This window comes from Lacipirellula sp. (assembly GCF_965279485.1).
GTDB lineage: Bacteria > Planctomycetota > Planctomycetia > Pirellulales > Lacipirellulaceae > Lacipirellula.
Genome location: NZ_CBDIIC010000002.1, coordinates 900,525 through 925,277, shown reverse-complemented (window position 1 = coordinate 925,277; position 24,753 = coordinate 900,525). Strand labels below are relative to the sequence as shown.

Below are 24,753 nucleotides of genomic sequence, written 5' to 3'. Positions count from 1 at the left end.
CATGAAAGTGATCAACGTCGCGGATGACGTGAGAGGATTGTGGGCCGCCATTCCGATGCCGTGGGACGCCGCCGGCCGGCTCGACGAAGCGATCTTCGCACGCAACGTCGATCGGCTGGCGGAGGCCCGCGTCGACGGTATTTACACCACCGACGCCGACGGCGAGTTTTACGCGGTTGAACTCGACGAGTTCCGCCAAGTCATCGCCCAGTTCGCGCGAGCGATGCAACGCGTCGATTGCCGAGCGCAAGTTGGCGTCACATGGACGAACACGCAGGGCATCATCGACCGCATGCGGGTTTGCCTCGACCACGGCATCAACACGTTCCACATCTGCTACCCGTATTTCATGCCGCTTAACGCGGGCGATGTGCGGCGGTTTTGGAACGAACTCGCCGAGGCGGACCCGGCGGCGCGTTGGATCCATTACAACACGCCGCGCGGGCATGTGCGTATGCTGGGGGCCGAGTACCGCGCTCTAGCCGCGGAGTTCCCTGAGCAGTTCATCGGCACGAAACTCGGCACGCAGAACTATCTCGAACTTTCCGACATCATCGGCGCCACGCCGCAGCTATCGCACATCCTCACTGACTTCACGGCCGTTCCCGGGATGCTGCTGGGGGGCCGCGGCACCTACAGCTTCTGGGTGAACTCGCTTCCCGCGTGGCAGCGACGGCTCGTCGACCTTTGCCAACGGGGCGAGTGGGACGCTGCGTCGGCGATGCAGCGCAAGTTCAACCTTTGGGAAACTTCGTGCGTCGAGCAGTATGTGCGCCGCGGTTACCTCCACGGCATAATCGGCAAGGCCCGCGCGGCGGCGAGCGGCTTTCTGGAGGACAGCGGCAGGACGCGCTCGCCCTACCAGCCGCTCCCTGTCGTCGATGTGGAGCGGCTAGCCGTCGACTTCCGTGATTGGTGGTCGGAGGAACTCGCCGCCGAGCGTTTTTCCGGCAGCCGTTAGTTGCTAGTACAACACGCTGATTGAGACAATGACGATGCTTCGCCAATTTGATCCAACGTTCGCTTTGTTAGCCGCGACGTGCTGCCTGCCACTTGCCTGCTTCGCGCCAGCGCGGCTCATCGCTGCCGAGAAGAAGGCTGCAACAACTGCAGCCGAGCCCTACTTCCACACGCAGCCCCTCTTTGAAGCCGGTCGCGACGGTTATCGCTGCTACCGCATCCCCGCAATCGCGGTCGCGCCGAAAGGGGCGGTCCTCGCCGCCGCTGCCGGTCGCTTCAACGGCCACGGCGACTGGTCGAATACCGACCTCATGCTCCGCCGCAGTACCGACGGCGGCCAGACGTGGGACGAGCAGCAAGTCCTCGTGAACGACGGCGTCAACACGGTCGATAACCCGTGCTTCATCGTTGATGCGAAAAACGGCGAAGTCCACTTGATGTATCAGGTCGCCTACCAGCGCGCCTATTTGAAGACGAGCCGCGACGACGGCGCCACGTGGTCTGCGCCGCACGAGATCACGGCCGCCTTCGACGAGTTCCGCACCCGCGACGGCTACGAGTGGCAAGTGATTGCGATGGGCCCTGGCCACGGCATCACGCTCAAAAACGGTCGGCTCGTCGTGCCGGTGTGGCTCGCGACCGACAAACGCCATCGCCCGTCGATTTCGACGACTGTCTACAGCGACGATCAAGGCGAGACGTGGCACGCCGGCGACGTGATCGTCGCCACCACCGACGAGACGCCGAACCCGAGCGAGACGGAACTCGTCGAACTCTCCGACGGTCGCGTTCTCGCCAACGTTCGCAACGAATCGAAACGCCACCGCCGGCTCTTCGCAACCAGCGCCGACGGCGCCACCGGATGGACGAAGCCGGAGTTTCAAGAATCGCTCTACGAGCCGATTTGCATGGGCGGCAACGCGACGCTCGCCGACGACGCCGGCAAGACGACCGCCTTGCTCTACTCCTACCCGAATAGCGGTCCCGGCAGCGGCCCCACTGGCAAGGAGGGGAGCCGCGAGCGCCGCAATCTCACCGTCCGCCTCAGCGACGACGACGGCAAGCATTGGCAAACTTCTCGAGTCGTCGACGTCGGACCGAGCGGCTACAGCGATATGGCCGTCGCGTCGGACGGAACCGTCTACCTACTGTACGAAGCCGAGAGCCTCGAACCCAAAGGGCCGTTTATTCCTGCGAAGCTTGAGTTGGTTCGCTTCAATCGTGCGTGGCTAGAGCAGCAAGAGCCGCAATCGGCCGACGCCGGGAAGTAGATGCAAGGCGTTGCTCTGACGCCAATCGACCAAGTGAATTCGTTCAAGGCGTCGCCAGCGGCTCGCCGACTTGCGGCCAGCCTTCCTTGGTCCAGGTCATCGGCCGCACCTGCAGAATTCGCTGCGCGTCGAGATGCTGCATATCGTACGTGTGGTGCACCATCCATTGCCCGCCTGCGGTGGTGATCACGCCGTTGTGGCCAGGCCCGCGCCATCGTTCGCTGTTTTCGAGCACGATGGTTCCTCCTCCTTCGAGCATCGGTTGGCCGATGACGTCGACGTACGGTCCAAGGGCATCGCGGCTGCGGCCGACAACGACTTTGTAGGTGCTGTCGGCGCCGTCGCAGCAACCATCCCATGATGCGAACAAGTAGTAGTAACCTTGATGGTAGATCACAAACGGCGCTTCAATCGCATGCGACTTCGTATCCGGACGGCCCGCCACGGCTACGATCTTGGCGTCAGGCTTCGGTTTGCCGGTGGCTGAATCGACTTCAACCGCTTTCAACCCTCCCCAATGCGATCCCCAGAACAGCAGCCATCGCCCATCTTCATCGACGAACATCGCGGGATCGATGGCATTAAAGTCGTCTTTCGCGGGCATCGACTCGATGACCTTCCCGCGGTCTTCCCAACGATAGTCCTTGCTGTTCGGATCCAATGACTTGTTGACCGCCAAGCCGATGACCGATCGTTGGCTGCCGAAAGTCGAAACGCTGTAGTACAAATAGTACAACCCGTCGTGGTAGCTAAGGTCAGGCGCCCAGATGCCGTGCGTTCCCGGTATCTCTTCGCCAGCCCAATCCGGCACAGGCTCCTTGAACACGTTGCCGGCGAGTTCCCAGTGCTTGAGATCGTCGCTGCGCAGGAGTTGCACGCCGCGACCGGTGGCGGCGACATAGTACGCCGTCGCGTCCGCGGTATCGACTGCGACGCCCGTCGGATCTGGTGCGCCATGAAGCAAGGCGTCCCGGGGTTGCGCTGGATCGGCGTAGGCGGCGTTCGTAAGCAAGCTAGCGATTATCGCTGTGACTAGTGCGTGCAGCGTCGCGCGGAAGAGGGAGTTGTTCATTGTGCTGGTCCTCAGCTGTTGCAGTCGATAGTTCTCAGCAACGCATGTTGCCTGAACCATCATCGGATCGCCTTGCGTGGCGATCAAGAGGTTTAGCGGTTACCGTTGATGCGCCCCGGCTTCCGCGATTTCTCTCCCTGAGAGACGCAACTGTGAACATACCCCCCTAATGCCTGCGATTAACGACCAGAGACGTTGAGCAACCTCGAGTATTTCTTCAGCCCTCTGAGGGTAAAGTAGCAAGCTGCGCCAGCAAGCAAGAGAAATGCCCACTTCGCCTCAAGCACGTAGCGATGCTCAACTACCGCATGCCCTGCTATTTCAAGTGCGGAATGGCTGGCGATGATCACGAACAGTGCTGTATATTCTCGTCGCATCGCGCTGCGAACTGAGAAGCCAAGCGAAGGGGCGTTCCACCGTGCAAAGTTGGGCAGAAACGCAGGCGTGACTTCAGCCCATGTGCTGAATCGAACGCCGAATTGCTTGCGCAGGAATGCTTCCTCCGCGAACATAATTCGTTCGTAGTAAGCGACAAAACTGATCGAATAGATCACCGGCAGCCACCAGACGCTTGGAGTCATCATTGCTCCAAGGCCGATCAGGTAATTTCCCAAGTAGAGGGGATGTCGCGTTAGCGAATAGAGGCCCGTCGTATTCAGCGACGCGGCGCATTGTCCTTTGGTGTTTCGTCCGGATGTTCCGGCCGGCACGCACCCTGCCACGAAGACGCGGATAGCGAGGCCTAGTAAAGATACGGTGAGGCAAGCATATTCCCAAATGGTGTGCAGCCTGGCGCTCCCGAAAGGCCAATGCATGTCGGCCACTGCCAGGACAATCAGCGGGGTGAATAAGAACGGCAGCACGCTTCGCCAGCGAAACAGCCACTGTCCCTGCGCCTCAAACTCTCGATGCAATCCCATCGCTACATCTCCATTCCTTGCGGTTTAGACCCTACCTCGCGAACTTCCGACTTAGAATGCATCCCACACGATGATCGCACTTAACCCCGCCATCGTCGCCAAGACCGCCTGGTACTCTCGATTGCGAACCCATTCCTGTAGCGTCCAGGTACTGTTCCTTGGCATGAGCCTCCGTGGAACGAATCTCGGCGTGGCGCGGGTGTAGTGAAGCCAAGCGTTGCCAAAATGGGTGGATAAAATGCGTTCTTCGTGCAGTACCGCACAAATACACATGGCTAGGCACGCCCCCGCTGCACCCCACACGACTGCTGACGCGTTGGCGAGAAGGGCGAACCCGCCGACCATCATGAATGTGCCAACGTAGAGCGGATTTCGAATAATCGAATAAGGTCCGGTCGTCGTTAGCCCTTGGTGCTTGCGTAGCGTTCCCGCAGACCATGTGCGCAGCGCGAGTCCGCATACGACTAGAAGCAGCCCGATACCCAAGTGTTGGGATTCGTGGCGAGCGCTTTCGCGTGGGACGGCGGGTGAAGCAAATTTCCAGACGATCAGCAAGATGACGATAATGGTCGTGGCGCGTATCCGGTGTCTCGCAACGAATGCGATCCAGTCTTGAGCCATGTGTCTATTCCCTGTTCTAAGTGACTGTAAAAGCGCATCCCGAGACGCAAACGCCTGTCGACCTTTCGTTTGGGAGCGTTGAAACCAGCAGAAACAAGCGAGGCAACTAGCCTGAGACGCGAGAGAGCGGCGTCGCGCCCAGCGACTGAGCACGCTTCGTGGCAATCGGCGTGAGATTCAAGAGCGATTCGCGGTGAAACATTCTCAAACCGCCGTCGACGTCCCGGATGTTCGTCCGACTCAGCGCTTGTGTAAGATTCTCGAACAAGTCTGAGTACACCGAACTGAGAGGCGGCTCTTTATGGATCGTGCGATAGCCGCGCACGATCTCGAAGGCGCGGGAGACGATTGAGAAACGGTCTAGCTGAGAGACGTCGAACTGGCGGGCGATGTCCGTGAAGACGACAAGGTTGCAGGTTGCAGCCATGAAGCCGGACCTAAGTGCGAGACCGTAGCCTCGGTTGGGTTCATGCGACACCAACCGCACAGCGGGATGGGTGATGCTGATTGAATGGGTGGTCGCTGCCGTCCAGTCACGTCCGCCGTCGTCGATAACGAGAATCTCGTAGATGTCGACAAGATCAGCGATCGCAGTCTTTGCGTCGATGATCGTGCGACCTATCGTGGCGGATTCATTCCACGTGGGGATCAGCAATGAAAGGCTGATGAGCGGCGCCTCATTCTCATTTTTCTGATGTGTGATCTGCTGAGCCATTCTTCGCGTCCATGCGTGATGGTTGGTGAGTCGAGTCGGAACGCCGGTAGCTCTTTCGCATCTACTAATAAATTAGGAGTTCGAGCGAAATTTTTTTACGCTGCTACCCAGGTGTTGGGCTGCCTTGCTTCTCCAAGTCGTGGAGCTGCAGGCGGGAATCAAACTGATCGAAGTCTCTGACCGGAATGTCAAAGGCATGCAGCACTGCAGCCGTCCAGTGAGGCCATGGCGAGTACCACGACTTTGACGAAGCGAGCGGGTTGGTTGGTATCCACAACTGGGTCGCGGTGAGCGTCACAAGCAGCATCAGCGCCGGTGCAAACCGCATCAATTGACTGTCGCTGCTTCCATCGGAATTGGCCAACCGATGAGCTCGCACATTGAGCTCATGCGGGGAACGAACAGCATTCAAGACGGCGGCGTCTTGCGCGTTCTCGCATCGGGCGTAGCGAAGCAGCATTCTCAAATACCTGGCGGCTGACTCGCCGCCGTCAACTGACGCTTCGTCGCATACGAACTCTCTGGCCAGCCGTGCCAGGCGGCCCGCCACCCAGACTGGCGGCACAAACCACAACAGCGTTTGGACTAGCCGTTGTACAAAGACCTGAACGGGATGCTGTGTTTCCAGGTGCGTTAACTCATGTTGCAGGATTTGCCGCAGGTCGTCGGCGTCGCCAGTAACGACGGCTCGTGGTAGCAGCACCAGTGGCCGGTGTAGCTGATAGCAGAACGGCGCAATCGAGTCAGGAAGGATGCGAAACTCAGCCGAACGCCCGCCAAGATTGCGAAGCGAGGCCGGAATCGCGGTGTTGATGGCAGTCAGCTCATCGGCGGTTGCACATCTGCATTTGCTGATAAAAAGGCTCAGTTGACGAGAGCCATAGGCCCAACGGATTGCGAGCCAAACGACGCCGAGCAGCCACGCGGACGCTAGTAGCGCCACGGCGGCGTTTTCAATATGGACGATGCGAATCAGATGGTGGTCGGTCAGAAGCTGCCACGGGTTGGTCCAGTGAATGTGAGGAAGCAGCAGGCCCGCGGCAAGCAAACCGATAATGCACAGGTAGTAAGACGTCCACAGGCGAGTCTTGGTCGTCGCGTTCTTGCAGCGTCGTTCAATTCGGCAAGCAAGCATCGTGACGATCACCGCCTGAATGGCGAATGAAATCAGGAATTGAAACCAGTGCAATGCGCTCATTTTCGTGCTTCCAGCTTTTCAATGGCGCGTTTGACTTCCGCCAAGTCGGCAGCGCTGATCGCTTCGTCTTGGACGACGTTGAGTACCAGAGACTTCAGCGAGCCTCCAAACAGCCGATTGGCGACTTCCAAGGACATCGTTCCTTGCGCTACGTCGCGTTCAATGGCCGGGCGGTAGAGAAAGGCTCGTCCTCGCTTGCCGCATTGCGTGAGAAAACCTTTGCTTTCCAGGATTCGCACGGTCGTCATGACTGTTGTGTAGGCGAGCTCGCGCGGAAGCCGCGGGACAATGTCGGCCACCGCAATCGGAGCGTCATCCCAGATGACGTTCATCACTTCAGCTTCCGCCGCCGTTAATACGAACGGTTCGTTTTGGTCTTTCATGCCATCCGCTCCTACTGGCTATCCCGCAGGGCCATTTGCTGGTAGGCCGCTGAGTCGACGTCATCGCTGACGAGCGATATATGGCCATCGGCCCAGGCGAACTGGGCGCCGCCGGCATGACGGCTGCCGAATTCGCATTCGTCGCAGGGCGTGCAGTTGGGATGGGTAATCGCAGAACCGACGAGTCGGCAGGTGGAATCTTCGCCCCTGAGGTCGACGCCCAGCCACGTTGAAGGCACCATCGCCATGACGCGTTCGCCAATGAGCAGCGTGTTGCTGAGGCCGCGCTCAAGATCAGAGAAGCGAACGCGGCGGTTGTGCACCACGCTACCCTCGCCGAAAGATGCGTCGGCCAGCGCGAATGGTTCGTACGCTTCGTCGGCCTCAGCGGTTCCAAATACGCCCTGGTAGCTCGACGAAGGGAGCTGCATGATCGGTTCCGCCGAATCGCCGTCGGAAGATGCTACAGACATCGTTGTCTGAGCTTCGTCGCCCTCAGATTCGCTCCATAGGTCGAAGACGGGCTCAAGGATGTCTGACGGGCAAATAAGCGATGGGTGGGTGGTTTCCTCTGTCGCTAGCGTCGGTCTGGAATCGAAATCGAAGCGCTTCGCGAGTGCGTCCTGTTCGAGATACGGCAACAAACGCGTCGCCCAGCCATAGGCAAAGCGCTTGTCAGAACTAGCGAGCTGCCAAGCCGCCGGCAGGCGCCCCATGTGGTCGTGATGGCTTTGGAAGGCGATTCCAACTTGTCGCAGGTGGTTAACGCAGGTCGTTCGTCGAGCCGCTTCGCGGGCCGCCATGACCGCCGGCAACAACAGTGCGAGAAGCATCGTGATGCAGCCGATCACAATTAACAGTTCTAGCACTGTAAAGCCACGGTTGCGGTCTCGAAGGCCGTTCCTTACGCGCGACGTTAAATGTTCGCTTGCCATACCCTGCACCGGCTCGGAGTGTCGATAGAGCCGTTTTACTAGGTTCTTCGTAGTTAGGGCAACGCCAGTTTCAGGGGAACCCTTGCGCGAGGCGCTGCCGCTATCTAGGGACGCTGGCGCCGTAATCATGGTTCGGCTCGGCGGGCGTTGCCCACTACTGCGGAAATTCGGCTTGTCCAGTCTTGCGGCGCGTTTCACTGCTCTGCCAATTGCCGCGAAGAGGCAGGTTGTTCAACGGCGATTCTGTTTGCTGAAGAAGGCGCCAGTATTGCCATCGCCTAACGCTTCGCCGCGGTTGTCTCTTTTAGCTGGCTCTCAATGTCTGGGACGATGAAAGGTGCTCGACACTTGCGCTGCCACAGTTCGGCCGCCCGGTCGTTGGCCACAAATTGATCGGTGTTGGGATCAACGTCGAGCCACTCGCCGAGAGTCAGCGCCGGCTGGCTAACGTCGTCGATATCAACTTCGTTTCGTCGAACGTTGTCGCAGAGACGTCTGAAGCCTTCGGCGAGCAAGTTTGTGTCTTTGACGCGCTCGTCAATCTCTTGCGTTGAGGCCCTCTTACCAAGCCGATACGAAACATTTCCCGCGTGGCACAGACCGCTAGAAATGTGGCCATCGTAGACCGGCGCGTTGAGGAGCGAGGCGTCGTTGGCCTCAATTGCACGAAGCCAATTGTCGTGATGCGCCGGCTCGCCGCGCCAGCTTTTGATCTCGGTGCCGTCGCGATCGAATGCGTGCGCCTCTGTGTAATTGGGAATTAACAGGTGCCCCTTCTCGCACTGGACGACGACGCCCACGCTGGATCCTCGGTAGGAATCCATCGCATTGGTATTTTTGTTCTTTGGCAAACCATGGACTTCGAAGAGCAGCGGCGCCGCAGGATACTCATGGTAGATCAGTTGAGTGTTAGCCGTGGTTCCAGCGTCGTCGTAGCCAAGTCGTCCCCCGATGCTGAGCACGCGCGGCGCGAGTGCTGACTCGCCTAAGCACCAGCGAGCAACGTCCATTTGGTGGATGCCTTGATTGGCAAGGTCGCCGCCGCCGGTATTAAAGTCCCAATGCCAGTCGTAGTGAGGGTTCTCTACGCCTTGTGAGTTGATTGCGGGACGGTAGATCGCTTGATCCGCCGCTGGGCCAATCCAGAGATCGCGATGGATATGGCTGGGGAAGACGAGCGGCTTGTCGCTCTTGCCGATATCCGGCCGCCGTTTGTAGCAGGTCCCGACCGCGTACTGCACTCGGCCCAACCCTCCGTCGTGAAGCCAAGTAATCGCCTCTTTTAAGGCAGGACTTGAGCGGCTCTGCGTACCGATTTGCACCATCTTTCCGTGCTTGCGTGCAGCTGCCACCATTTGGCGGCCTTCCCATATATTGTGCGACGCGGGTTTCTCGCAGTAGACGTGCTTCCCGGCCTGAAGCGCAGCGATTGTTATTAAGGCATGAGTGTGATTGGGGGTGGCAATCGAGACGGCATCGATGTCGTTGCGTTCAAGCAACTTACGATAGTCGACGTACGTTGGGATCTTCTTGCCAGATGCGTCGTTATACTCAGCGGCTTTGCTGTTGAGCACATGCTCATCAACGTCGCATAGCGCGACTATATGGTCTCCAAGCGCAGAGAGGTGCGTTGCGCCTTGAGCACGGAATCCAATCTGCGCAACGCGAATGCCATCCGTGGATGCGGCGCGCGCAGGCTGACGTAGGGTGACCGCGGCGGCCGTAGCGAGCGAACATTTCAGAAAATGACGTCGATGGAGGTTCATCGTGTTTTCTCTTGGATGACGATTGGTGGCGTTAGACAGTTATTAGACTCAGTCTTAGTCGGAGATTGACGCATCGATTCCAGCGACCGACAAGTCGGTGCTTTTAGCCGTCTCCCAGCAGGGTCGCGGCACTCGCATTCATGCCGCGAGAATATTCTGCTTTGACGAGAGCCATAAACAAGCATTCCAGACTCTGTACCACCGTCCGCGAACGCGCAGCGAACTTTCTGCTAACAACTACGCGATCGCAGCTCGCAGTTCGTTCACGTACTTCTCACATTCCTCGCGGGCATCGCCATCCGTTTCAAGTTCTAAAACGACGTAGCCGCGATAGTTCGCAGTCCTCAGCATGCGTGCCAAGCGACCTAGATCAGCTGGTTGAACATCTTGGCCTTCCGGCTTGATGAGAACCTTCACCTGGACGTTGATTGCATAGGGAGCCAGCTTCGCCAAATCGCCGTAAACGTCCGCGCTGTAGAAATTGCCCGTATCCATGTTGACGCCGAACCATGGGCTCTCCACCGCGCGTACGATCGTCAGCATTTCGTCCACGTTCGCAGTGATTCCGCCATGATTCTCTAACGCGAGAAAGACGCCATATTTCGCCGCGTGTCGGCAACACTCTTCGATTGCTGCCGCAGCCAGCTTGCTGGCTTCCGCGAACGACTGCCCAGGCTGAGCGGCGCCGGCGAAAATGCGGATCACCGGCGCGTCCATCATGTCGGCGTATTCGATCCAACGTTTGACGTGGGCAATCTCGCCGTCGCGACGTTCTCCAGGCGGTAGACAAAAGTCATTGCGAATAGCGGTTCCGGAAACGTCGAGCCCGCGTCGGAACGCATCGCCTTTCAACCGACGGAGGTACTCGCCATTCAGTTCCGCTGGAAAGTAGTACGAAGTCAATTCCGCGCCGTCCAATCCCAGTCGTTCGCATTCGTCGAGGAAGTCGAGCATGCTCATCTGAGGCGGATCGGCTTGGAGCAACTCGCGGTAGCTATAGGCCGCGAGGCTAAGCTTAAAGTGGTGGCCGGCAACTCGCGGAATCGGCTCCATCGCCACGGATGACGATGCGGCCAACGCGCTGGTGCCCGCGGCGGCGGTTAGCGAAGAGCGAATGAAATCTCGTCGGCCGAGGGAAGAGTATGGCATGATTTCGAATGGCAGTCGCCGATGAGGAATCGATTGCAGTGAAAGAACTTTTTTCCGAGCGAGAAAGGCCACAGTGGGTTGGCACACGCTCGCAAGCTGAGCGCAACGAATACTCTACGACATAATCTCGTCGACTACCCGAGCCTCTTCGACGCCGGTCAGCTTCACGTGGAGGCCTTGGTAGCGAAACGTGAGCGAGTGGTGATCGATGCCCAGCAAATGGAGCATCGTGGCATGCAGGTCGCGCACATGGACGATGTTTTCAGCAGCGTGGTAACCGAGTTCATCCGTCGCGCCGTAGCCGAAGCCGCTCTTCACGCCGCCGCCCGCCATCCACAGCGAGAAGCCTTTGATGTGGTGATCTCGGCCTGGTCCGCCGCCGCCGTGCTGCACCATGGGAGTGCGACCAAACTCGCCTCCCCAGATAACTAGCGTGTCATCCAGCATTCCGCGCTGCTTGAGATCGGTGATCAGTGCATAGGAAGCTTGATCCGTATGTTGTGCGCAGCGCTGGATGTCTCGCTCAAGTTCGCCGTGATGATCCCAGCCGCGATGATAGAGATGAATAAACCGCACGCCACGCTCGGCAAGCCTTCTGGCAAGGAGGCAATTGGACGCGAAGGAGCCGTCGCCAGGCGTCGCGCCGTACAGCTTCAGCACGTGCGCCGGTTCCGCTGAGACGTCCATTAAGTCGGGGACGGAGGTTTGCATGCGGTACGCGGTTTCATAGGCGGCGATGCGAGTCTCAGTTTCGGGATCCGCAAGGAGTGCGTTGCGATGACGATCGAGTTGGTGAATCGCGTCGACGCTCGCACGCTGCAGATGCGGCGGGACTCCTGGCGGGTTGCGCACATAGTGAACCGGGTCGCCGCTCGAATTGAACTCGACCCCCTGAAAACGGCTTGGCAGAAATCCCGAACTCCACTGTCGCGACGCAATCGGCTGGTCCGGCTCGCGCCCCCCGATGCTCGTCAGGACCACAAAGCCTGGCAAGTCTTCGTTCTCCGAGCCGAGGCCGTAGTTCACCCACGAACCCATCGACGGACGGCCGCTGATCGCCGTGCCGCAGTTCAAGAATGTGTGGGCCGGGTCGTGGTTAATTTGCTCGGTGACCATCGAGCGGACGACGCAAATATCGTCGGCCAATTTGTGGTGCCACGGCAGCAAATCGCTCATCCACTGACCGCTTTGGCCGCGCCGAGCAAACTTGAACATCGGACGATGGGCGACCAGTTGCTGCCCTTGCAATTGGGCTACTGGCTGGCCGGCTGTGTACGACTCCGGCATCGGCTGGCCGTGAAGTTCCTCGAGCTTCGGTTTGTAGTCGAACGTCTCCAAGTGCGAAGGGCCGCCAGCCATGCACAGAAATATCACGCGCTTCGCCCGAGCGGCGATCCGCGGCAAACCGACCAAGCCGTGATACCCGACCGGAGCGGCGGTGGCTCCCTTCGCTAACTCGCCGTTTAGTAACGTTGAGGCCGCGATCGAACCGAGTCCGACGCCGATTTGCGAGAGAAATGCGCGCCGCTGGATCTGGCGAATCAATTTGGATTGTGGAGACTCAAACACGTGCGTTCCAATTGCGGTAGGCTCTGTGAAACTTGCTAGTTGCGCGTAGTGACTTCGCTGAGATTAAGGATTGTCCGTGCCACGCACGACCACGCCGCCAGTTCTGCTCGATCAATCTCTTGTGGCACGGGCGCCAGGCCGACTGCGAGCAACTCGCTGGCCTGCTGTGGATGCTCGCGGTAGTAGTAATGACTCTCTTGGAGGAGCTGCGCGAAGACTAACTCTTCTTCAGAATCGGGCGCGCGCGACGCAGCCTCGGCAAACGCAAACCGAAGCCTTTCCTCGGTCGCATGACCTCCCTCGCGGATGATCCGGGCTGCAAACGCCCTCGCTGCCTCGTTAAACGTCGGATCATTGAGCAATACCAGCGCCGCCAACGGCGTGTTTGACCGAGGGCGGTGCGCTGTGCACTCCTCACGCGTCGGTGCGTCGAACGCCTTCAGCATCGGATGCAAATACTGCCGCTGCCAATGCGTGTAGAGCCCCCGGCGCCATTGCTGGTCGCTGCCACTCGGCTGATATTCGCGCACGGGGAAGTTCAAATGCTTGTAGTACCCCGCGGGCTGGTACGGTCGGGCGCTCGGGCCGCCGATCGTCGGCTCCAACAAGCCACTGACCGCAAGGGCCGTGTCACGGACCGATTCCGCTGGAAATCGGAATCGCGCCTGCCGCGCGAACAACTTATTCAGCGGATCGCGTTCACGCGCTTCCTCAGTGACCAAGGAACTCTGACGATAAGCGTGACTGGTGACGATTGTCCGCACAATGCGCTTAACGTCCCAGCCGCTCTCGATGAACTCAAGAGATAGCGCATCGAGCAGTTCCGGCTGATCGGGAGGCGAACCTTGGCCGCCAAAATCGTCCAGGGAGAGAGAAAGTCCGCGGTCAAAAAATAGATACCACAATCGGTTCGCCATGACTCGGGCCGTCAGGCCGCCGGCTCCCGAGTGAGCGTCGGTGAGCCAATTTGCCAGATCGAGCCGGGTCGCTCGCCGGCCGCCAACGTCGAGTTTCCCCAGAAACTCGGGAATGGCGGGCTCTACGATCTCGCCGCTTTCGTCAAGCCAGTTGCCGCGCGGCAGGACGCGCGTGACTCGCGGAGCGATCGCCGAAGAGACCATTGTGCGCGGCGCCTGCTTGCGGATCTCGGCAGCTTTGCCAAGCGCCTGGTCAATGTCCTTTTGCAGCGAGTTCGCGGCGTTCTCATCGCCTCCACTCTTCGCACGCTCTTGTCGCTCGGTTAACTCGCGAACCTCGCTCTCCAAACCCTCCACGACAGCTTGTTCGTGCTCGGTTAGTATCTCGAGCTCCGGTGCGCGAATGGTGGGCGACAGGTCGACGCCCTCGGTCAGATGCCGCGCTTCGTCCAGGTCGGCAAAGAATGCCGACATCGCGTAGAAGTCTTTCGTTGTGTACGGGTCGAATTTGTGGTCATGGCACTGGGCGCACCCAAGCGTCGCCCCCATCCATACCGCCGACAAATTGCGAACATGATCAGCCGCGTAGATCGCCAGATACTCCTTGGGCTGGACGCCTCCTTCGTGAGACGTCTGCAGCACGCGATTGTAGCCGCTCGCTATTCGTTGCTGCGTCGTCGGCGATGGTAGCAGGTCGCCTGCGAGTTGCTCGCGCGTGAATTGATCAAACGGTCGGTTCTCGTTAAACGACTGGATGACGTAATCGCGATAGGGCCATATGTGATGCTCTTGGTCGCCATGATAGCCAACGGTATCAGCGTACCGAACTAAATCGAGCCAATAGACCGCCATTCGCTCGCCGAAGTGCGGCGATTGGAGAAGTCGGTCGACGAGTCGCTCATAAGCGTCGGGCGAAACGTCGGACAAAAAATCTTCGACTTGTGCAGGCGTCGGCGGCAGTCCGAGCAAATCGATGTAAATCCGCCGCACCAACGTCGTCTTGTCGGCGTCGGGCGATGGCGACAGTCCTTCCGACTCGATCTTCGCCAGGATGAAATAATCGACCCAGTTGCGCGGCCATGATTCGTTTTGCGGATTTGGCCGCTCGCGGTGCGCCGGCGGCACATAGGACCAAGACAACTGCCAGGGGGCCCCCTGATCAATCCAGCGAGTTAGTAGGTCAATCTGTCGCGGCGAGAGCGGCTTGCCATGCTCAGCCGGCGGCATGCGGTCGTCATCGCTGACGCTCGTGACCCGCGTGATTAATTCGCTTTCGGCGCTGTCGCCCGCCGCAATCGCCGCGTAACCGCCGCGGTCGGCTTTCGCCGAGCTCTCCCGGTCGAGACGAAGATCCGCCTCGCGAGATCCGGCGTCGGGCCCATGACAGGCGAAGCACTTATCCGACAGTATCGGGCGAATGTCGCGATTGAATTCGATCTCCTCCGCGAAGCTGCCGGAACTACAGTTCAACGCTAGCGCGGCAATTGCCACACAATTCCATCGCATCAACGCGGCGAAATGCGCAGTGACGCAGAATTGAGTCGGCGACTTGACTGACGTCAGTCTCGATTGAATCACTTCCTCAGACCCCATTCTTAGTTCGCCTGCTCTCCGTCATCCTCGCGCGAGCGCTACTTTTGAACCTTGCCGGCCAATTCTTCGATGGCGGCTTCACCGACGGCTCGGTCGTACAAACGGACCTCGCGGATTTTGCCGTTAAAGTGCGCCTGAGATCCGAAGCCGATTCTAAGCGGCGCGTCGCTGGCGGCGGAAATTGGCGTCGTCGCCGTCGAGTTCTCCGCAACGAGCTTGCCGTCAACGTAAAGCTTGAGCGAGTCTCCGCTTCGCACCGCGGCGACGTGTCGCCAGCCCGAGGCCAAATTGCGATCGAAGCTCACGCCCGGGCCTGTCTCGTAACAAAACACCTTTCCGCGAGGGTCGTTCGGGCGCGGTTGTTCAATCAAGGCGCGGTAGCAGGTCGCCGTGCTGCAAAACATCTTCCCCTGGAATAGTCGCATGCTCGATGCGCGCGACCAATCTTCGACATCCTCTTTTGCGTCATAGTCTTTAGGATCAAATAGCCGTCCGAGCGAAGTCCATTGATCCACCCCATCGAAGCGAAAAACTTCAGCGCGGGGAATCGAACCGCCGTACAGGCTGCCGTTGTAGACCAGCAACTGAACGACCTCGGTGGCGTCGCCGAGGCGGCCCATATCGACCCACTGACCTTCGCGTCGTACGGCTACCTTCCCCAGCGGCCACGTGCCGACATACAACTCGCCGTTGAAGACGCCTTGGGCGTGCAGCTGATTGCACAAATCCAAAGCGCCGTACGGATTATGTAAATTCTTCCAAACGCTTCCGTCATAATCGAAGACCTCGCCATTGGGGAACGCCGCGAACAACTGACCGTCATTAACAGAGGTTGTGTGAGGCCGGCCGAAGTCTCCGCACTGCGTCCACTTGTTTCCTTCTTCAAGGACGTAGACGCCGCCATGCGTTCCGTAGGTATCGATAGCGCAGGCGTAGAGTCGTCCGCGATAAGACGCGAGTGAGTTGATTCGATAATGCTTGCCGGGTTGCCCGACGTCTTCCCAGGACTTGCCCCCTCGGTAGCGGTAGACTCTGCCATAGTCGCCCGTGTTTGCTTTAGAACCGCTGTGCGGGCCCGCGGTTCCTGCGTAGAGGGCGCCGTCGTGCACGATCATCGCATAAACGCCGCGAGTTTTTCCTTCGCCCACGCGCCCGCAGTCTTCCCACCGCTGGCCGCCGGCGTACCGAAATACATGGGCCCAGTCCTTTTCGTCTGGTGCATCGGAAGTGCCGGCGTAGAGACTGCCGTCGAAAACCGTTAGAGCGTCGCTTGAGTAGGCGACGCCGCCAGGTCGCCCGCAGTCGATCCACTCGCCCTTGCAGTTGTCGTCGATCCCGAAGAAAAGTTGCCTAACGTCGCTTTGCGAGTTGTAGCCCGACGTATTGCTGGCGAACGTCAAGCTAAAGCCGCGCCGCTCTTTCAAATCGAATTTGCTGACAATATCGCCGACAACGTCATCCACGCCATCTTCAGTCCGTACTTCAATTTCAGCCGCGACGGTGAAGTCGCCTTTCCCGAGGTCGAGCGACGGCGTGGACGCTACCTCGACGTACGCCCCTCGACCGTCGAACGCGGAAGTCTCAAGATCAACGCCGTGATTCTTGCCGTGGCGACCATGGCCGGAGTGATCTTGGCAATCGCCTTGCAGCGTCCAGTACCCAACGAGACCTTCCTTCGCAGCGTCCTCGTGAGCGTTGCAAGAAGCGATCCAAATCAAACTCGATATGAGGCAGAAGCCGCTAAGTAACCGCATCGTCGTTCCTCGTTACTTCTTCAGTGGTACGTCTAACGTCAATTCAACGACGGTCGCCGAGGCATCAACGTCGAATTCAATAGGTTGATAGTCGCGTGGAATATGGTTTAGGCGTTCGAACGAGCCAGGATCTTTGTTGGACGGCTCGCCCTTCCAGCAACTGATAATTGCTCGGTAGCGCCCCGGAAGCAGGCCGTCGCCGGGAGCGAACGATGTTGCTTCGAACTCGCCGTCAGCTTGAAACTCAGCGGATCCCGGCCTTCGTGGCGTGTTCGCCCCGGCCTGCACCGGCGAGAAGGCGATCGCTCCTCCCGCCGGACAAGGGCCCCCGGCGAAGGTCACCTTCCCTCTAACGGGGATGGTTTGATGGTCCTTCGTTTCACACCCCGGCAGCATCATGAACGCAACGCAACAAGCGAGTGCGGCGCCAACCTTCTGCCGAGATGCATCCAACGCGCAGCGCATTGCGATTCCGTTTCAAAATTCCCCTGAAGTCGCCGCGTCGTCACTAGCGCGAGACCCCAGCTTGTTGTAAGCGAGGTAGTCAATCGATTCGGAGAGAAAACGTACGCTCGCATCGCCCATCACTACGCCAATCGTGGCCGGGTGAGAACTTTTGAAGCCAGTCGATTTGGAAAAATTGACGGCCAAGTCAGACTTAACCATCCACGAGTTCAAAGGGATGTGGGTCGATGAAACGGGGAAGTTGTCGCAGAATACGCAATTCCAAGCCCAATGAGACGGGATGGTCTCGCCCGCCATAATTGTGTTCGAGAGTCCGTCTGTTACAGTGCGAAACTTCATGCCTTCGTGACGCCGGCAGATCATTCCGGCGCAACTGTCAGTGCTGCCTGCCGGGTGAATCGCTGAGCAAGGCAGCAGCGTTTTTCCGTCTAGTCCGATCGTGCCAAATGAGCACCCCTGACAGGTATACGGGTAGGTACTCGAGCTTGGCGTATCGAACTCGCAGATGTCCGGAATTGTCGGCCCCATTGACCCCGTGTACCACAGGCCTTGAGCCGTGATGGGGTTGTGCGAACCCGCGCCCTGGCGTCTGTTCCGCAGGATAGGCTGAGCCGCGTCCTCATCGCTCGGACAGACGAGCGAGGGTATTGTTAGACTTGCCGCCAACTCCAAGTTGGGCGACTGATCAGAATACTTCTTAAAGTCGTACCGCGTGAACAGGGCCGTCTGCTCCAGATAAGGAGCGATCGCAACCACCCACGTACCCTTCGGCTCGGTTCGATCGTAACCCGCTCCGGCTGGCAAAGCCCCCTTGCCGCTCTCGTAGTTATGCAACGCAATGCCAACTTGCTTAAGATTGTTGGTGCATTGCGATCGACGCGCCGCTTCGCGCGCGGCTTGCACCGCGGGCAACAATAACGCGACCAGCACGCCGATAATTGCGATTACCACTAGCAATTCGACTAGCGTAAATGCATCGGATCGGCGTCGGCGTGCGCCACGATTTTTGGTGTGTCTCTTCATCGACATCAGTTCGCGCCTTCCAGTTACAACAGGCACTGTTTACTTTTCTGCTGCGAGCCTTCTATCGAACTGCGCTTGCCTAGTGGCGCGAGCTAAGTAGACCTCTGCGTGAAGCAAACAGGAGTACCCCAACGCCCACTAACGCAAAAGCCGATGGCTCCGGCACTGCAACAGTTGGCGACGGCGAGCTGAAGTCCTTCTGCCAAACCAGGAAGTCGTTGCCGTCGACGTCTTGATCGCCGTCAGCATCGCCGGTAGCGGTGGTTGCACCGGACGCGGTCCCAAAGTGAGCTTTCCAAATGGTCAGATCTGCCTGGCTCACCAATCCGTCTCCATTGAAGTCTCCCGCGATCGCTGGGTTGACTTCGCTCAGTTCGAAGCCATTCAGACGCGTGCCGCCGTAGTTCGCCGTGCTGGCCCCATGAATGGTCAGTGTGCTGGTCGTTGAGCTGACAATGATTGTCGTGGAGTAGTCGTTAAGCGACGCTGGCAAGGGCGTGGCAAATTGCGTCACCGAACCTGAAGTCCCTGAAGTACTGGAATTCGCCGCGGGACCGAACTGCGTCGGCGTCGAGTAAACGGTATTGTCTGCGTTATACGACCATACTTTTACCGCATATTGCTTATTTGGCACGACGCCATCGATCGTTAGGGTGAGGCCGCTGCCGTCGTTGAGATCAAGATTGTTGACAAGAGCGTCACCAAACAGTCCACGGATGCTTTCGTCAATCGCGGCGGCTCCGGAGTTTTGCTCGAACCCGACGCGCGAGTAGTCGGTGTCGTGATATGGGTCGCCTGAAACGGTCACGGTATACGAACCGAACGTGTTCGTTAGAGAAGGCGCCGGCGAATTTGCGCCTAGCGGAAAGTTACCGGACATTCCGTTGAAGCCTGGTTGGACCGGACTTGGCGGCGGTACGGGGACGCCTAAGTCAACCGACAGCACATCGGTCGAGCCGTCAGTGAGGCGAAATCCATTCAGGCGTGTGCCGCCTGAACCTGAAACGGTGCTCCCAAGCACATCGAGCACGCTCGTCGTCGACGAGACTTGGATGGTAGTGCTATAGTCTGCAAGCGTTGTGGGCGTAGGATCGGCAAAGTTAGTTATGAAGCTGCTGCCCCCGCTCGTATTAGAACCCGTCGGTCCCCAAACAGTATCAGTAGGACTGAAGAACTGATCTCCGTCGTACGACCAAAGCGTCAAGCTGTAGTCATGGTTGGGAATTACGTTCCCAATTGAGAGGGACACTCCCTCGCCTGGTAAGTCGCTGTTGTTGTAGTAATAGTCGCGATACAAGCCTCGCACTGACTGATCAATGGCCCCCGAGTGGCCACTCGACGCAGTTCCAAAGCCTTGGCCGGCAAGATTGACGGTGTACCCCCCGAGCGTGGCGCTGGCCGTTGCTTGGCTGGCATTACCCGCCACCTCCAAAAAGCCGGTCTGCGGCAAGATTCCCGCCGTACCGAAGTCGACCGCCAGCAAAGGCGCCGCCGTCCCTGAATTGGCGCTGAACGCCGTCGCCGTCAGGGCCAGAAGAAACGATCCCAATCGCCGCTCAGTTCTCACAGTGGTTTTCATGATTGCATCCTTTGGCGGCCAGCGGCCCGTTGATGACGTCGCCTACATTCGATTCAAAGTTTGATGCCAGGAGTCCGTCTCGTGACGACTAGCAGTGGATTGCAACTGCCGCTCGATTTGCAGCTACTATGCATCGCGCCGCTCCCACTCACTGGCCTGGCATCCAAGCTAGCGAGCGCGATTCGCGAGATTCGGGAAATGGCAGTTCAGCGTTATTGCGTATTCGGCTGAATAGGCTCTGCACTAGGTCGAGACAATCGGACGTGACTTTCGATTTCCGCGCCATCTAGTGCGCGGCCGTAGAGCGCGACTTCGTCTAACTCGCCGCCGAAGAGTCGCGAGGTTACTTCATCTCTCAATTGCGGGCTTTCAGGAAACAACTGGCCCATCAAAACTCGCAGTCCGGATGCGAGGCCGCCAGCGGCCGCCTCCGTTTGGACCAATTCACCGTCGACGTACAGCGTCATCGTCGCGGCGTCCTTCACCGCCACGATATGTTGCCACCGTCGCACTGCATAAGGCGCTGGAGAGAAGCATTCTGCGTCGAAGTTCTTTCTCACTTCGTGAATGAAACGGATTCGGCCGGGAGTCGAATCCGTAGACCGATATGGACTCGTGAATCCAGTCACTGGCCCGCATAGCTCAAGCGCCATGCGGTGCGTTCCTAGCGGCGATTGAGAGGGTATCCAATCAATCAGGCCGAACAACGTACCGTGGTGGTAATACGTCGGCTTTGCCCACAATTCAAGAGAGTAGGCCTCTTGCAAGTCATCTTTTAGCGAGTCGTCGCTGATGAGATACCCCGGGCCGCCGGCGACGCCGAATTCGACGCTTCCCCCTTCCGATCCAGCTCGCCAGCGGACTGCATCGCCCACCATCCGCAAGTGCAGTCGTTCGCTCACCTCGTTGTGCATGACGCCGCCAGCGTTGCGTTCGAATCTCCAGTACGCGATTGGATCTGCTTCAATGACTGCATCGACGTAGGCTTGCGGAATCGTCAATTGGCTTTCGGCAATTGCCTTCGGCGTCACGAACCAGCTTTCATGGGCCTGGTCGCGATTGATGTCCACCGCCCCGCCCGACTTCGCGTTCACCCGCAGCGAGCTTCCGGACACTACGGTGAGCTCATCGGCGACTTGGTCTAGACCCATCGTCCATAGCTTGAGCGTCGCGGAACCTGAAAAAACATGGAGCTCGACCTCGTTGGCCGCCGCCATCACTCCAATCGACGTATTGCCGGAAACAATAATTCGCCCGAGCGGAGTATCGAGCGCGAACTGGTCGTGGTCGCCTTGGAAGACGCCTATAATCTTTCCGTAGAATAAGTTCGGCATTCCCGTATTGGTAAACGTCAAAGCCAAGGGGCCTTCCAGTTGGAGAGACGTAATTTCTCCACTTGACGTTGATGTGTGAACTTCAGCGATCCCCTCCAGTAGGTGAAGAGATTCACCGGGACGCAGCATACTCCCGCGTTCGGGAATCGCCGAATTTGGGCCGAGATCCCAGCGACAATTGGAAGCGCGGACCAACGTCGTCGTGTAAGCATGCTTCAACGTCTCGCCGTCTGGAATGCTTTCATCGCTTATCTGAATGGGCGTCGACGTTCGATGCGAGGCTATCTGCCAAGTCACGACGCTGCTCACTGTCATCGCGATAAAGAGCAGTGCAGCGAGCAGGCCTGTCGAATTCCAAGCAGCTGCAACCCATCGTTCTCCCAGTGGCGCGGTCGGCGTAGCATTGCGAGAAGGGACGTCGCTGAGAGCTTTCGCACTGACGACTAAGCCAGCTTCGATGGCGGCGTATTCCCAGTACGCCTTTCGCGCATCCGAATGCGTCGACAAACACGCGTCTAGCTCTGCGAGCTCTGCGTCGACCAACGCTCCGCTGAAGTAATTCGAGATAAGTTGTTCGATGCGCGTAGCATCGTAAGGCGGACTAGATTCGCGAGAATTCAAGTAACTCCCTCCCCTCTTGAATACTGCGACAACGATCTCCGTACGCAGTCTCGCAAAAGGCTTCGAATGCGCGTCAGCGTTCTGTAAATGCGGCTGGGAGGAGCTCCAGTTTCGACGGCAATCTCCTCGGCTCTGGCGCCCCGTCCATAGAACGCTGCGACGACTGCGCGATCATACTCCCCCAATCGCATCAGGCAGCCGGCCAATGCGTCGCGGCGATCCTGAGCGAAGGTAGCCTCTTGAGGCCAGTCGACTGCGAGTTCTTGGATTGTCGTGTCACTAAACCAGAGACGCGACTTGGCTGATCTAGACCTGAAGTTACGAAGTTCAAGGATGGCAAATCCGAATGCCCAGGCGTTGAAGTCTTGATCTCGCTTGTATTGGCTCCGCTTCCGCCACAGCGCCAAATTTACTTCTTGCAGCACGTCGTCTGCATCTCCCCGGCACGGCGTCAACCCGACGACGTAAACTTGCAGCGCCGGCTGACACAGCGTGAGTTTGGTGACGAAATCTTCGTCGGCTCCTTCAGGATCACCTAAATCTTGGGTCATGAGGCCGAACGCTTGTGAACATCGTGCCGAGGCGACTGTGTGATCTACCTATACTCAAGGCGAGCGTGGCTTTTTATCCTTCGAAATTTCGAAAATCTCCGAAAATTCTTGGTTCCGGATGATGGAGAGCTTATCAGCGTTGTCGCGACCATTCGAAGTTACGTTACATAAACGTAAGCTGCCGCGCGCTTGCCCGAGAGTCTGAAATCGATCGCCGAAGATAAGCTGATAAACTTCGATTCTGCCGTGCTGAAGTGCGCTTAGCTGCCGCCATCAATTGCCACAAGGTTTGTCGTCTCTTGTGGAACGAGCGGAGCCATCTACTTGCTGAGGTTAAAGCTGCTGCGTGGGCGCCCAGCTGATGCTGGCCGCCCACGCGAGCAGTCCCCAAACCATCCGGACCGCCGGTCTTCGCTCACACGCGACCGCCCGAGTTGTCTTCCTTTGTTTACTATCTCAGCTCGTAGTTCTCTGCTATTTCAGAGTCATTCTGTCGAATGCAGCGCGCTGGTTCGCTAACGCGGCAATGCGATCCTTTGGCAGATCGTTGCCCTCGATGAGGAACCACCCCTCATACTCGGCGTCTAAGAGCTGACGGAACAGGTCGGCGTAGGGGTAGTTCGACCCCTCCAGTTCTCGCCCATGGACTGTGGCCCCCAGACGATTGCGAACCATCGCAAAGTTGTCGATAAGCCCTGCTCCCTCCAAATCTTGCGGATTCGAATTCCAGCAAACGCTGACGTTCGGGCAATCGGCTACCTCCATGATCGAAGCAATGATGGGCAGAGGCGCGCATTGCCCGTGCACCTCAAGCCGAAGCTGCTGCCCCAGATCCGATGCATAGGAGCCGACCTCGTTGAGGGCGCGGCCAATTTGTTCAATCGTCTGCTGATGAGGAACGCCCTCGGGAAGGTCGTTCGGCTTCACTTTGACGCCGCTGGCGCCGACGTCGTGGCTGAGTTTGACAAACTCCTTGGCGCGCTCAATTGACGCTTTCAGCGATGCAGGATCGACGTCGTGAAAATCCTCGTTGCTCCCCAATCCCACAAGCGTGATCGAGCTATCGGCGAAACGACTCTTCACTTCACGGCGCGCGGCGTCCGATAGCGTCGGCTCCACTCCGTGCGCGTGTTGCGTGCGAAGTTCAACTCCTTCAGCGCCCGCTTTTTCACAGTTCGCCAGCAACGTTGGTAAGTCCCAATCATGGCCCCACATGTAAGTGACGAGCCCGAATCGTATTGCCGCCGCACTCGACTGCGAATTCAGTCCGGCTGCGAAAGCGCTCATCGGATTAGAATCCACGCGCCACCCGAAGGCTGCGACGCCCATGGTGGCGCCGATGGTAGTGCGGAGTAGTTCTCTCCGGTTAAGCATGTTCACCCACCTTATGGCAATGTGGTAACTGCGCTGCGCGAACGGTCGGTTGGCCCGCCGTGACAGGCGGCATCGACTCCGGTGAAGATCAAATCAAGTTGACGATCCCGTGCGACGCCTGCGCGCTTGAGGCTAAACAGGGGCGCTGCTCTTGCCGTTAAGGTTTGCGACGCCCCTTATAATCAAACCGGGATTCGTTTTTTGTCATTGGAAATTTGAAAAATCTGGAAAAACGCGAGGCCTAGTTGTTTCGGGATGCCATTCGATCGGTACTCGGGCGACGAGAGGTGTCAGTTGCGGCTGGTTTCCTCAAAGCGAAGCAATACGCGTCAAACGTAGTACCGTCGCATAAGAAAAATAGAACTTTTCAAAAAAATCGTGTAACGCTTTCGCAACTTTATGAAAGTTAATTTACGAGCATCATTCCACCACCTCGTCCCGCAGTCATCGCATGCACTCACAAGGCTCCGAACAGTTGGCGCGGCTGTGGACGGAATCCCAGCCAGTGGTTGGCGCGTACATTCATTCGCTGGTGCCGAATTTCCACCAAGCTGAAGACGTTCTGCAGCAAGTAGCAGTCATGCTGGTTCGCGAGTTTGATAAATACGATGCATCGCGTCCCTTCCTGCCATGGGCGCTGGGCATTGCGAGAAATCTAGCCATGGCTTCGCGTCGCACTGCGGCTCGAAGCGTGGAGTGTTGTCTCAGCGATGACTTGGTCGGACGGATTCAAGTCGCGTTCCAAGAGCAGGGCGACAGTTGGGCCGGCGTGCGGCAGGCACTGCGGATGTGCATGAAAAAGCAACCGCAGAAAGTCGTCGAAGTGTTGAAGTTACGGTATGCGTACGACCTCAAGTATGGCGACGTCGCCAAGCGGATGGGCATCACCGACGGAGCTGCCCGGGTCATGTTGCATCGAGCGCGCGAAGTTTTACGTCGCTGCATTCAACAGCATGCTGGAGGTACGACGAAGTGGTAGTAAA

The 24,753-nt window shown here is 58.3% G+C and carries 21 protein-coding genes; 3 read left to right on the top strand and 18 right to left on the bottom strand.

Translation table 11 applies throughout. From position 1 onward, the window contains the following. Position 1 precedes the first annotated feature (1 nt). Together ACQY7R_RS11310 and ACQY7R_RS11305 are read left to right on the top strand one after the other, a co-directional pair. Positions 2–961 carry a dihydrodipicolinate synthase family protein gene (locus tag ACQY7R_RS11310; RefSeq protein WP_428305706.1) on the top strand — a complete coding sequence of 320 codons (960 nt, stop codon included), beginning with the start codon at positions 2–4 and terminating at the stop codon, positions 959–961. Between the two features lie 34 nt (positions 962–995). Next, entirely contained in the window at positions 996–2,231 is a 1,236-nt protein-coding gene (locus ACQY7R_RS11305; protein ID WP_428305705.1) for a sialidase family protein, read from the top strand. Between the two features lie 43 nt (positions 2,232–2,274). Here ACQY7R_RS11305 and ACQY7R_RS11300 read toward each other — a convergent pair whose 3' ends face one another. The 18 genes from ACQY7R_RS11300 to ACQY7R_RS11215 all read right to left on the bottom strand — a co-directional run bounded on the left by ACQY7R_RS11300 (position 2,275) and on the right by ACQY7R_RS11215 (position 23,683). Further along, a complete protein-coding gene (locus ACQY7R_RS11300) occupies positions 2,275–3,303 on the bottom strand; it encodes an arabinan endo-1,5-alpha-L-arabinosidase (protein ID WP_428305704.1) in 1,029 nt (342 codons plus the stop codon). Positions 3,304–3,482: 179 nt separating this feature from the next. Next, positions 3,483–4,223, bottom strand: coding sequence for a methyltransferase family protein (locus ACQY7R_RS11295; protein WP_428305703.1), 741 nt, complete (start codon positions 4,221–4,223; stop codon positions 3,483–3,485). 51 nt (positions 4,224–4,274) lie between these two features. Then, positions 4,275–4,844: a methyltransferase family protein gene (locus tag ACQY7R_RS11290; protein ID WP_428305702.1), complete on the bottom strand. Its 570-nt coding sequence runs from the start codon at positions 4,842–4,844 to the stop codon at positions 4,275–4,277. Positions 4,845–4,950: 106 nt separating this feature from the next. Continuing rightward, positions 4,951–5,559 carry a glycosyltransferase family 2 protein gene (locus ACQY7R_RS11285; protein ID WP_428305701.1) on the bottom strand — a complete coding sequence of 203 codons (609 nt, stop codon included), beginning with the start codon at positions 5,557–5,559 and terminating at the stop codon, positions 4,951–4,953. Positions 5,560–5,662: 103 nt separating this feature from the next. After that, positions 5,663–6,757 (bottom strand): M56 family metallopeptidase, encoded by a 1,095-nt coding sequence (locus ACQY7R_RS11280; protein WP_428305700.1) that lies wholly within the window; start codon positions 6,755–6,757, stop codon positions 5,663–5,665. After that, positions 6,754–7,140, bottom strand: a complete 387-nt coding sequence (locus ACQY7R_RS11275; RefSeq protein ID WP_428305699.1) for a BlaI/MecI/CopY family transcriptional regulator — start codon at positions 7,138–7,140, stop codon at positions 6,754–6,756. Before ACQY7R_RS11275 ends, ACQY7R_RS11280 begins: the two co-directional genes overlap by 4 nt. Positions 7,141–7,151: 11 nt before the next feature. Continuing rightward, a complete protein-coding gene (locus tag ACQY7R_RS11270) occupies positions 7,152–8,075 on the bottom strand; it encodes a DUF1559 domain-containing protein (RefSeq protein WP_428305698.1) in 924 nt (307 codons plus the stop codon). Positions 8,076–8,353: 278 nt separating this feature from the next. Then, positions 8,354–9,841, bottom strand: a complete 1,488-nt coding sequence (locus tag ACQY7R_RS11265) for a Gfo/Idh/MocA family oxidoreductase (protein WP_428305697.1) — start codon at positions 9,839–9,841, stop codon at positions 8,354–8,356. Between the two features lie 237 nt (positions 9,842–10,078). Continuing rightward, positions 10,079–10,990, bottom strand: a complete 912-nt coding sequence (locus tag ACQY7R_RS11260; RefSeq protein ID WP_428305696.1) for a sugar phosphate isomerase/epimerase family protein — start codon at positions 10,988–10,990, stop codon at positions 10,079–10,081. A 114-nt stretch (positions 10,991–11,104) separates the two neighbouring features. After that, positions 11,105–12,559, bottom strand: coding sequence for a DUF1501 domain-containing protein (locus ACQY7R_RS11255; RefSeq protein ID WP_428305695.1), 1,455 nt, complete (start codon positions 12,557–12,559; stop codon positions 11,105–11,107). Positions 12,560–12,594: 35 nt separating this feature from the next. Further along, entirely contained in the window at positions 12,595–14,967 is a 2,373-nt protein-coding gene (locus tag ACQY7R_RS11250) for a PSD1 and planctomycete cytochrome C domain-containing protein (protein ID WP_428305694.1), read from the bottom strand. A 140-nt stretch (positions 14,968–15,107) separates the two neighbouring features. Continuing rightward, positions 15,108–16,823, bottom strand: coding sequence for a LamG domain-containing protein (locus ACQY7R_RS11245; protein WP_428305693.1), 1,716 nt, complete (start codon positions 16,821–16,823; stop codon positions 15,108–15,110). 12 nt (positions 16,824–16,835) lie between these two features. Continuing rightward, positions 16,836–17,288, bottom strand: coding sequence for a hypothetical protein (locus tag ACQY7R_RS11240; protein WP_428305692.1), 453 nt, complete (start codon positions 17,286–17,288; stop codon positions 16,836–16,838). A 12-nt stretch (positions 17,289–17,300) separates the two neighbouring features. Next, positions 17,301–18,317, bottom strand: a complete 1,017-nt coding sequence (locus ACQY7R_RS11235; RefSeq protein WP_428305691.1) for a DUF1559 domain-containing protein — start codon at positions 18,315–18,317, stop codon at positions 17,301–17,303. Positions 18,318–18,390: 73 nt separating this feature from the next. After that, positions 18,391–19,794, bottom strand: a complete 1,404-nt coding sequence (locus tag ACQY7R_RS11230; RefSeq protein ID WP_428305690.1) for a dockerin type I domain-containing protein — start codon at positions 19,792–19,794, stop codon at positions 18,391–18,393. Between the two features lie 308 nt (positions 19,795–20,102). Beyond that, positions 20,103–21,224, bottom strand: a complete 1,122-nt coding sequence (locus ACQY7R_RS11225; protein ID WP_428305689.1) for a LamG domain-containing protein — start codon at positions 21,222–21,224, stop codon at positions 20,103–20,105. Between the two features lie 617 nt (positions 21,225–21,841). Beyond that, on the bottom strand, positions 21,842–22,396 hold the full coding sequence (locus tag ACQY7R_RS11220) for a sigma-70 family RNA polymerase sigma factor (RefSeq protein WP_428305688.1): 555 nt from the start codon (positions 22,394–22,396) through the stop codon (positions 21,842–21,844). Between the two features lie 474 nt (positions 22,397–22,870). Further along, complete coding sequence (locus tag ACQY7R_RS11215; RefSeq protein WP_428305687.1) at positions 22,871–23,683, bottom strand: sugar phosphate isomerase/epimerase family protein; 813 nt, start codon at positions 23,681–23,683, stop codon at positions 22,871–22,873. A 538-nt stretch (positions 23,684–24,221) separates the two neighbouring features. Here ACQY7R_RS11215 and ACQY7R_RS11210 point away from each other — a divergent pair. Continuing rightward, positions 24,222–24,749: a sigma-70 family RNA polymerase sigma factor gene (locus ACQY7R_RS11210; RefSeq protein ID WP_428305686.1), complete on the top strand. Its 528-nt coding sequence runs from the start codon at positions 24,222–24,224 to the stop codon at positions 24,747–24,749. Positions 24,750–24,753: the final 4 nt, after the last annotated feature.

Excerpts from the sequence above, each read along its gene's own strand:
- ACQY7R_RS11310 (WP_428305706.1), top strand. The coding sequence starts at position 2 with ATGAAAGTGATCAACGTCGCGGATGACGTGAGAGGATTGTGGGCCGCC.
- ACQY7R_RS11305 (WP_428305705.1), top strand. The coding sequence starts at position 996 with ATGCTTCGCCAATTTGATCCAACGTTCGCTTTGTTAGCCGCGACGTGC.
- ACQY7R_RS11300 (WP_428305704.1), bottom strand. The coding sequence starts at position 3,303 with ATGAACAACTCCCTCTTCCGCGCGACGCTGCACGCACTAGTCACAGCG.
- ACQY7R_RS11295 (WP_428305703.1), bottom strand. The coding sequence starts at position 4,223 with ATGGGATTGCATCGAGAGTTTGAGGCGCAGGGACAGTGGCTGTTTCGC.
- ACQY7R_RS11290 (WP_428305702.1), bottom strand. The coding sequence starts at position 4,844 with ATGGCTCAAGACTGGATCGCATTCGTTGCGAGACACCGGATACGCGCC.
- ACQY7R_RS11285 (WP_428305701.1), bottom strand. The coding sequence starts at position 5,559 with ATGGCTCAGCAGATCACACATCAGAAAAATGAGAATGAGGCGCCGCTC.
- ACQY7R_RS11280 (WP_428305700.1), bottom strand. The coding sequence starts at position 6,757 with ATGAGCGCATTGCACTGGTTTCAATTCCTGATTTCATTCGCCATTCAG.
- ACQY7R_RS11275 (WP_428305699.1), bottom strand. The coding sequence starts at position 7,140 with ATGAAAGACCAAAACGAACCGTTCGTATTAACGGCGGCGGAAGCTGAA.
- ACQY7R_RS11270 (WP_428305698.1), bottom strand. The coding sequence starts at position 8,075 with ATGGCAAGCGAACATTTAACGTCGCGCGTAAGGAACGGCCTTCGAGAC.
- ACQY7R_RS11265 (WP_428305697.1), bottom strand. The coding sequence starts at position 9,841 with ATGAACCTCCATCGACGTCATTTTCTGAAATGTTCGCTCGCTACGGCC.
- ACQY7R_RS11260 (WP_428305696.1), bottom strand. The coding sequence starts at position 10,990 with ATGCCATACTCTTCCCTCGGCCGACGAGATTTCATTCGCTCTTCGCTA.
- ACQY7R_RS11245 (WP_428305693.1), bottom strand. The coding sequence starts at position 16,823 with ATGCGGTTACTTAGCGGCTTCTGCCTCATATCGAGTTTGATTTGGATC.
- ACQY7R_RS11240 (WP_428305692.1), bottom strand. The coding sequence starts at position 17,288 with ATGCGCTGCGCGTTGGATGCATCTCGGCAGAAGGTTGGCGCCGCACTC.
- ACQY7R_RS11235 (WP_428305691.1), bottom strand. The coding sequence starts at position 18,317 with ATGTCGATGAAGAGACACACCAAAAATCGTGGCGCACGCCGACGCCGA.
- ACQY7R_RS11225 (WP_428305689.1), bottom strand. The coding sequence starts at position 21,224 with ATGCCGAACTTATTCTACGGAAAGATTATAGGCGTCTTCCAAGGCGAC.
- ACQY7R_RS11220 (WP_428305688.1), bottom strand. The coding sequence starts at position 22,396 with ATGACCCAAGATTTAGGTGATCCTGAAGGAGCCGACGAAGATTTCGTC.
- ACQY7R_RS11215 (WP_428305687.1), bottom strand. The coding sequence starts at position 23,683 with ATGAGCGCTTTCGCAGCCGGACTGAATTCGCAGTCGAGTGCGGCGGCA.
- ACQY7R_RS11210 (WP_428305686.1), top strand. The coding sequence starts at position 24,222 with ATGCACTCACAAGGCTCCGAACAGTTGGCGCGGCTGTGGACGGAATCC.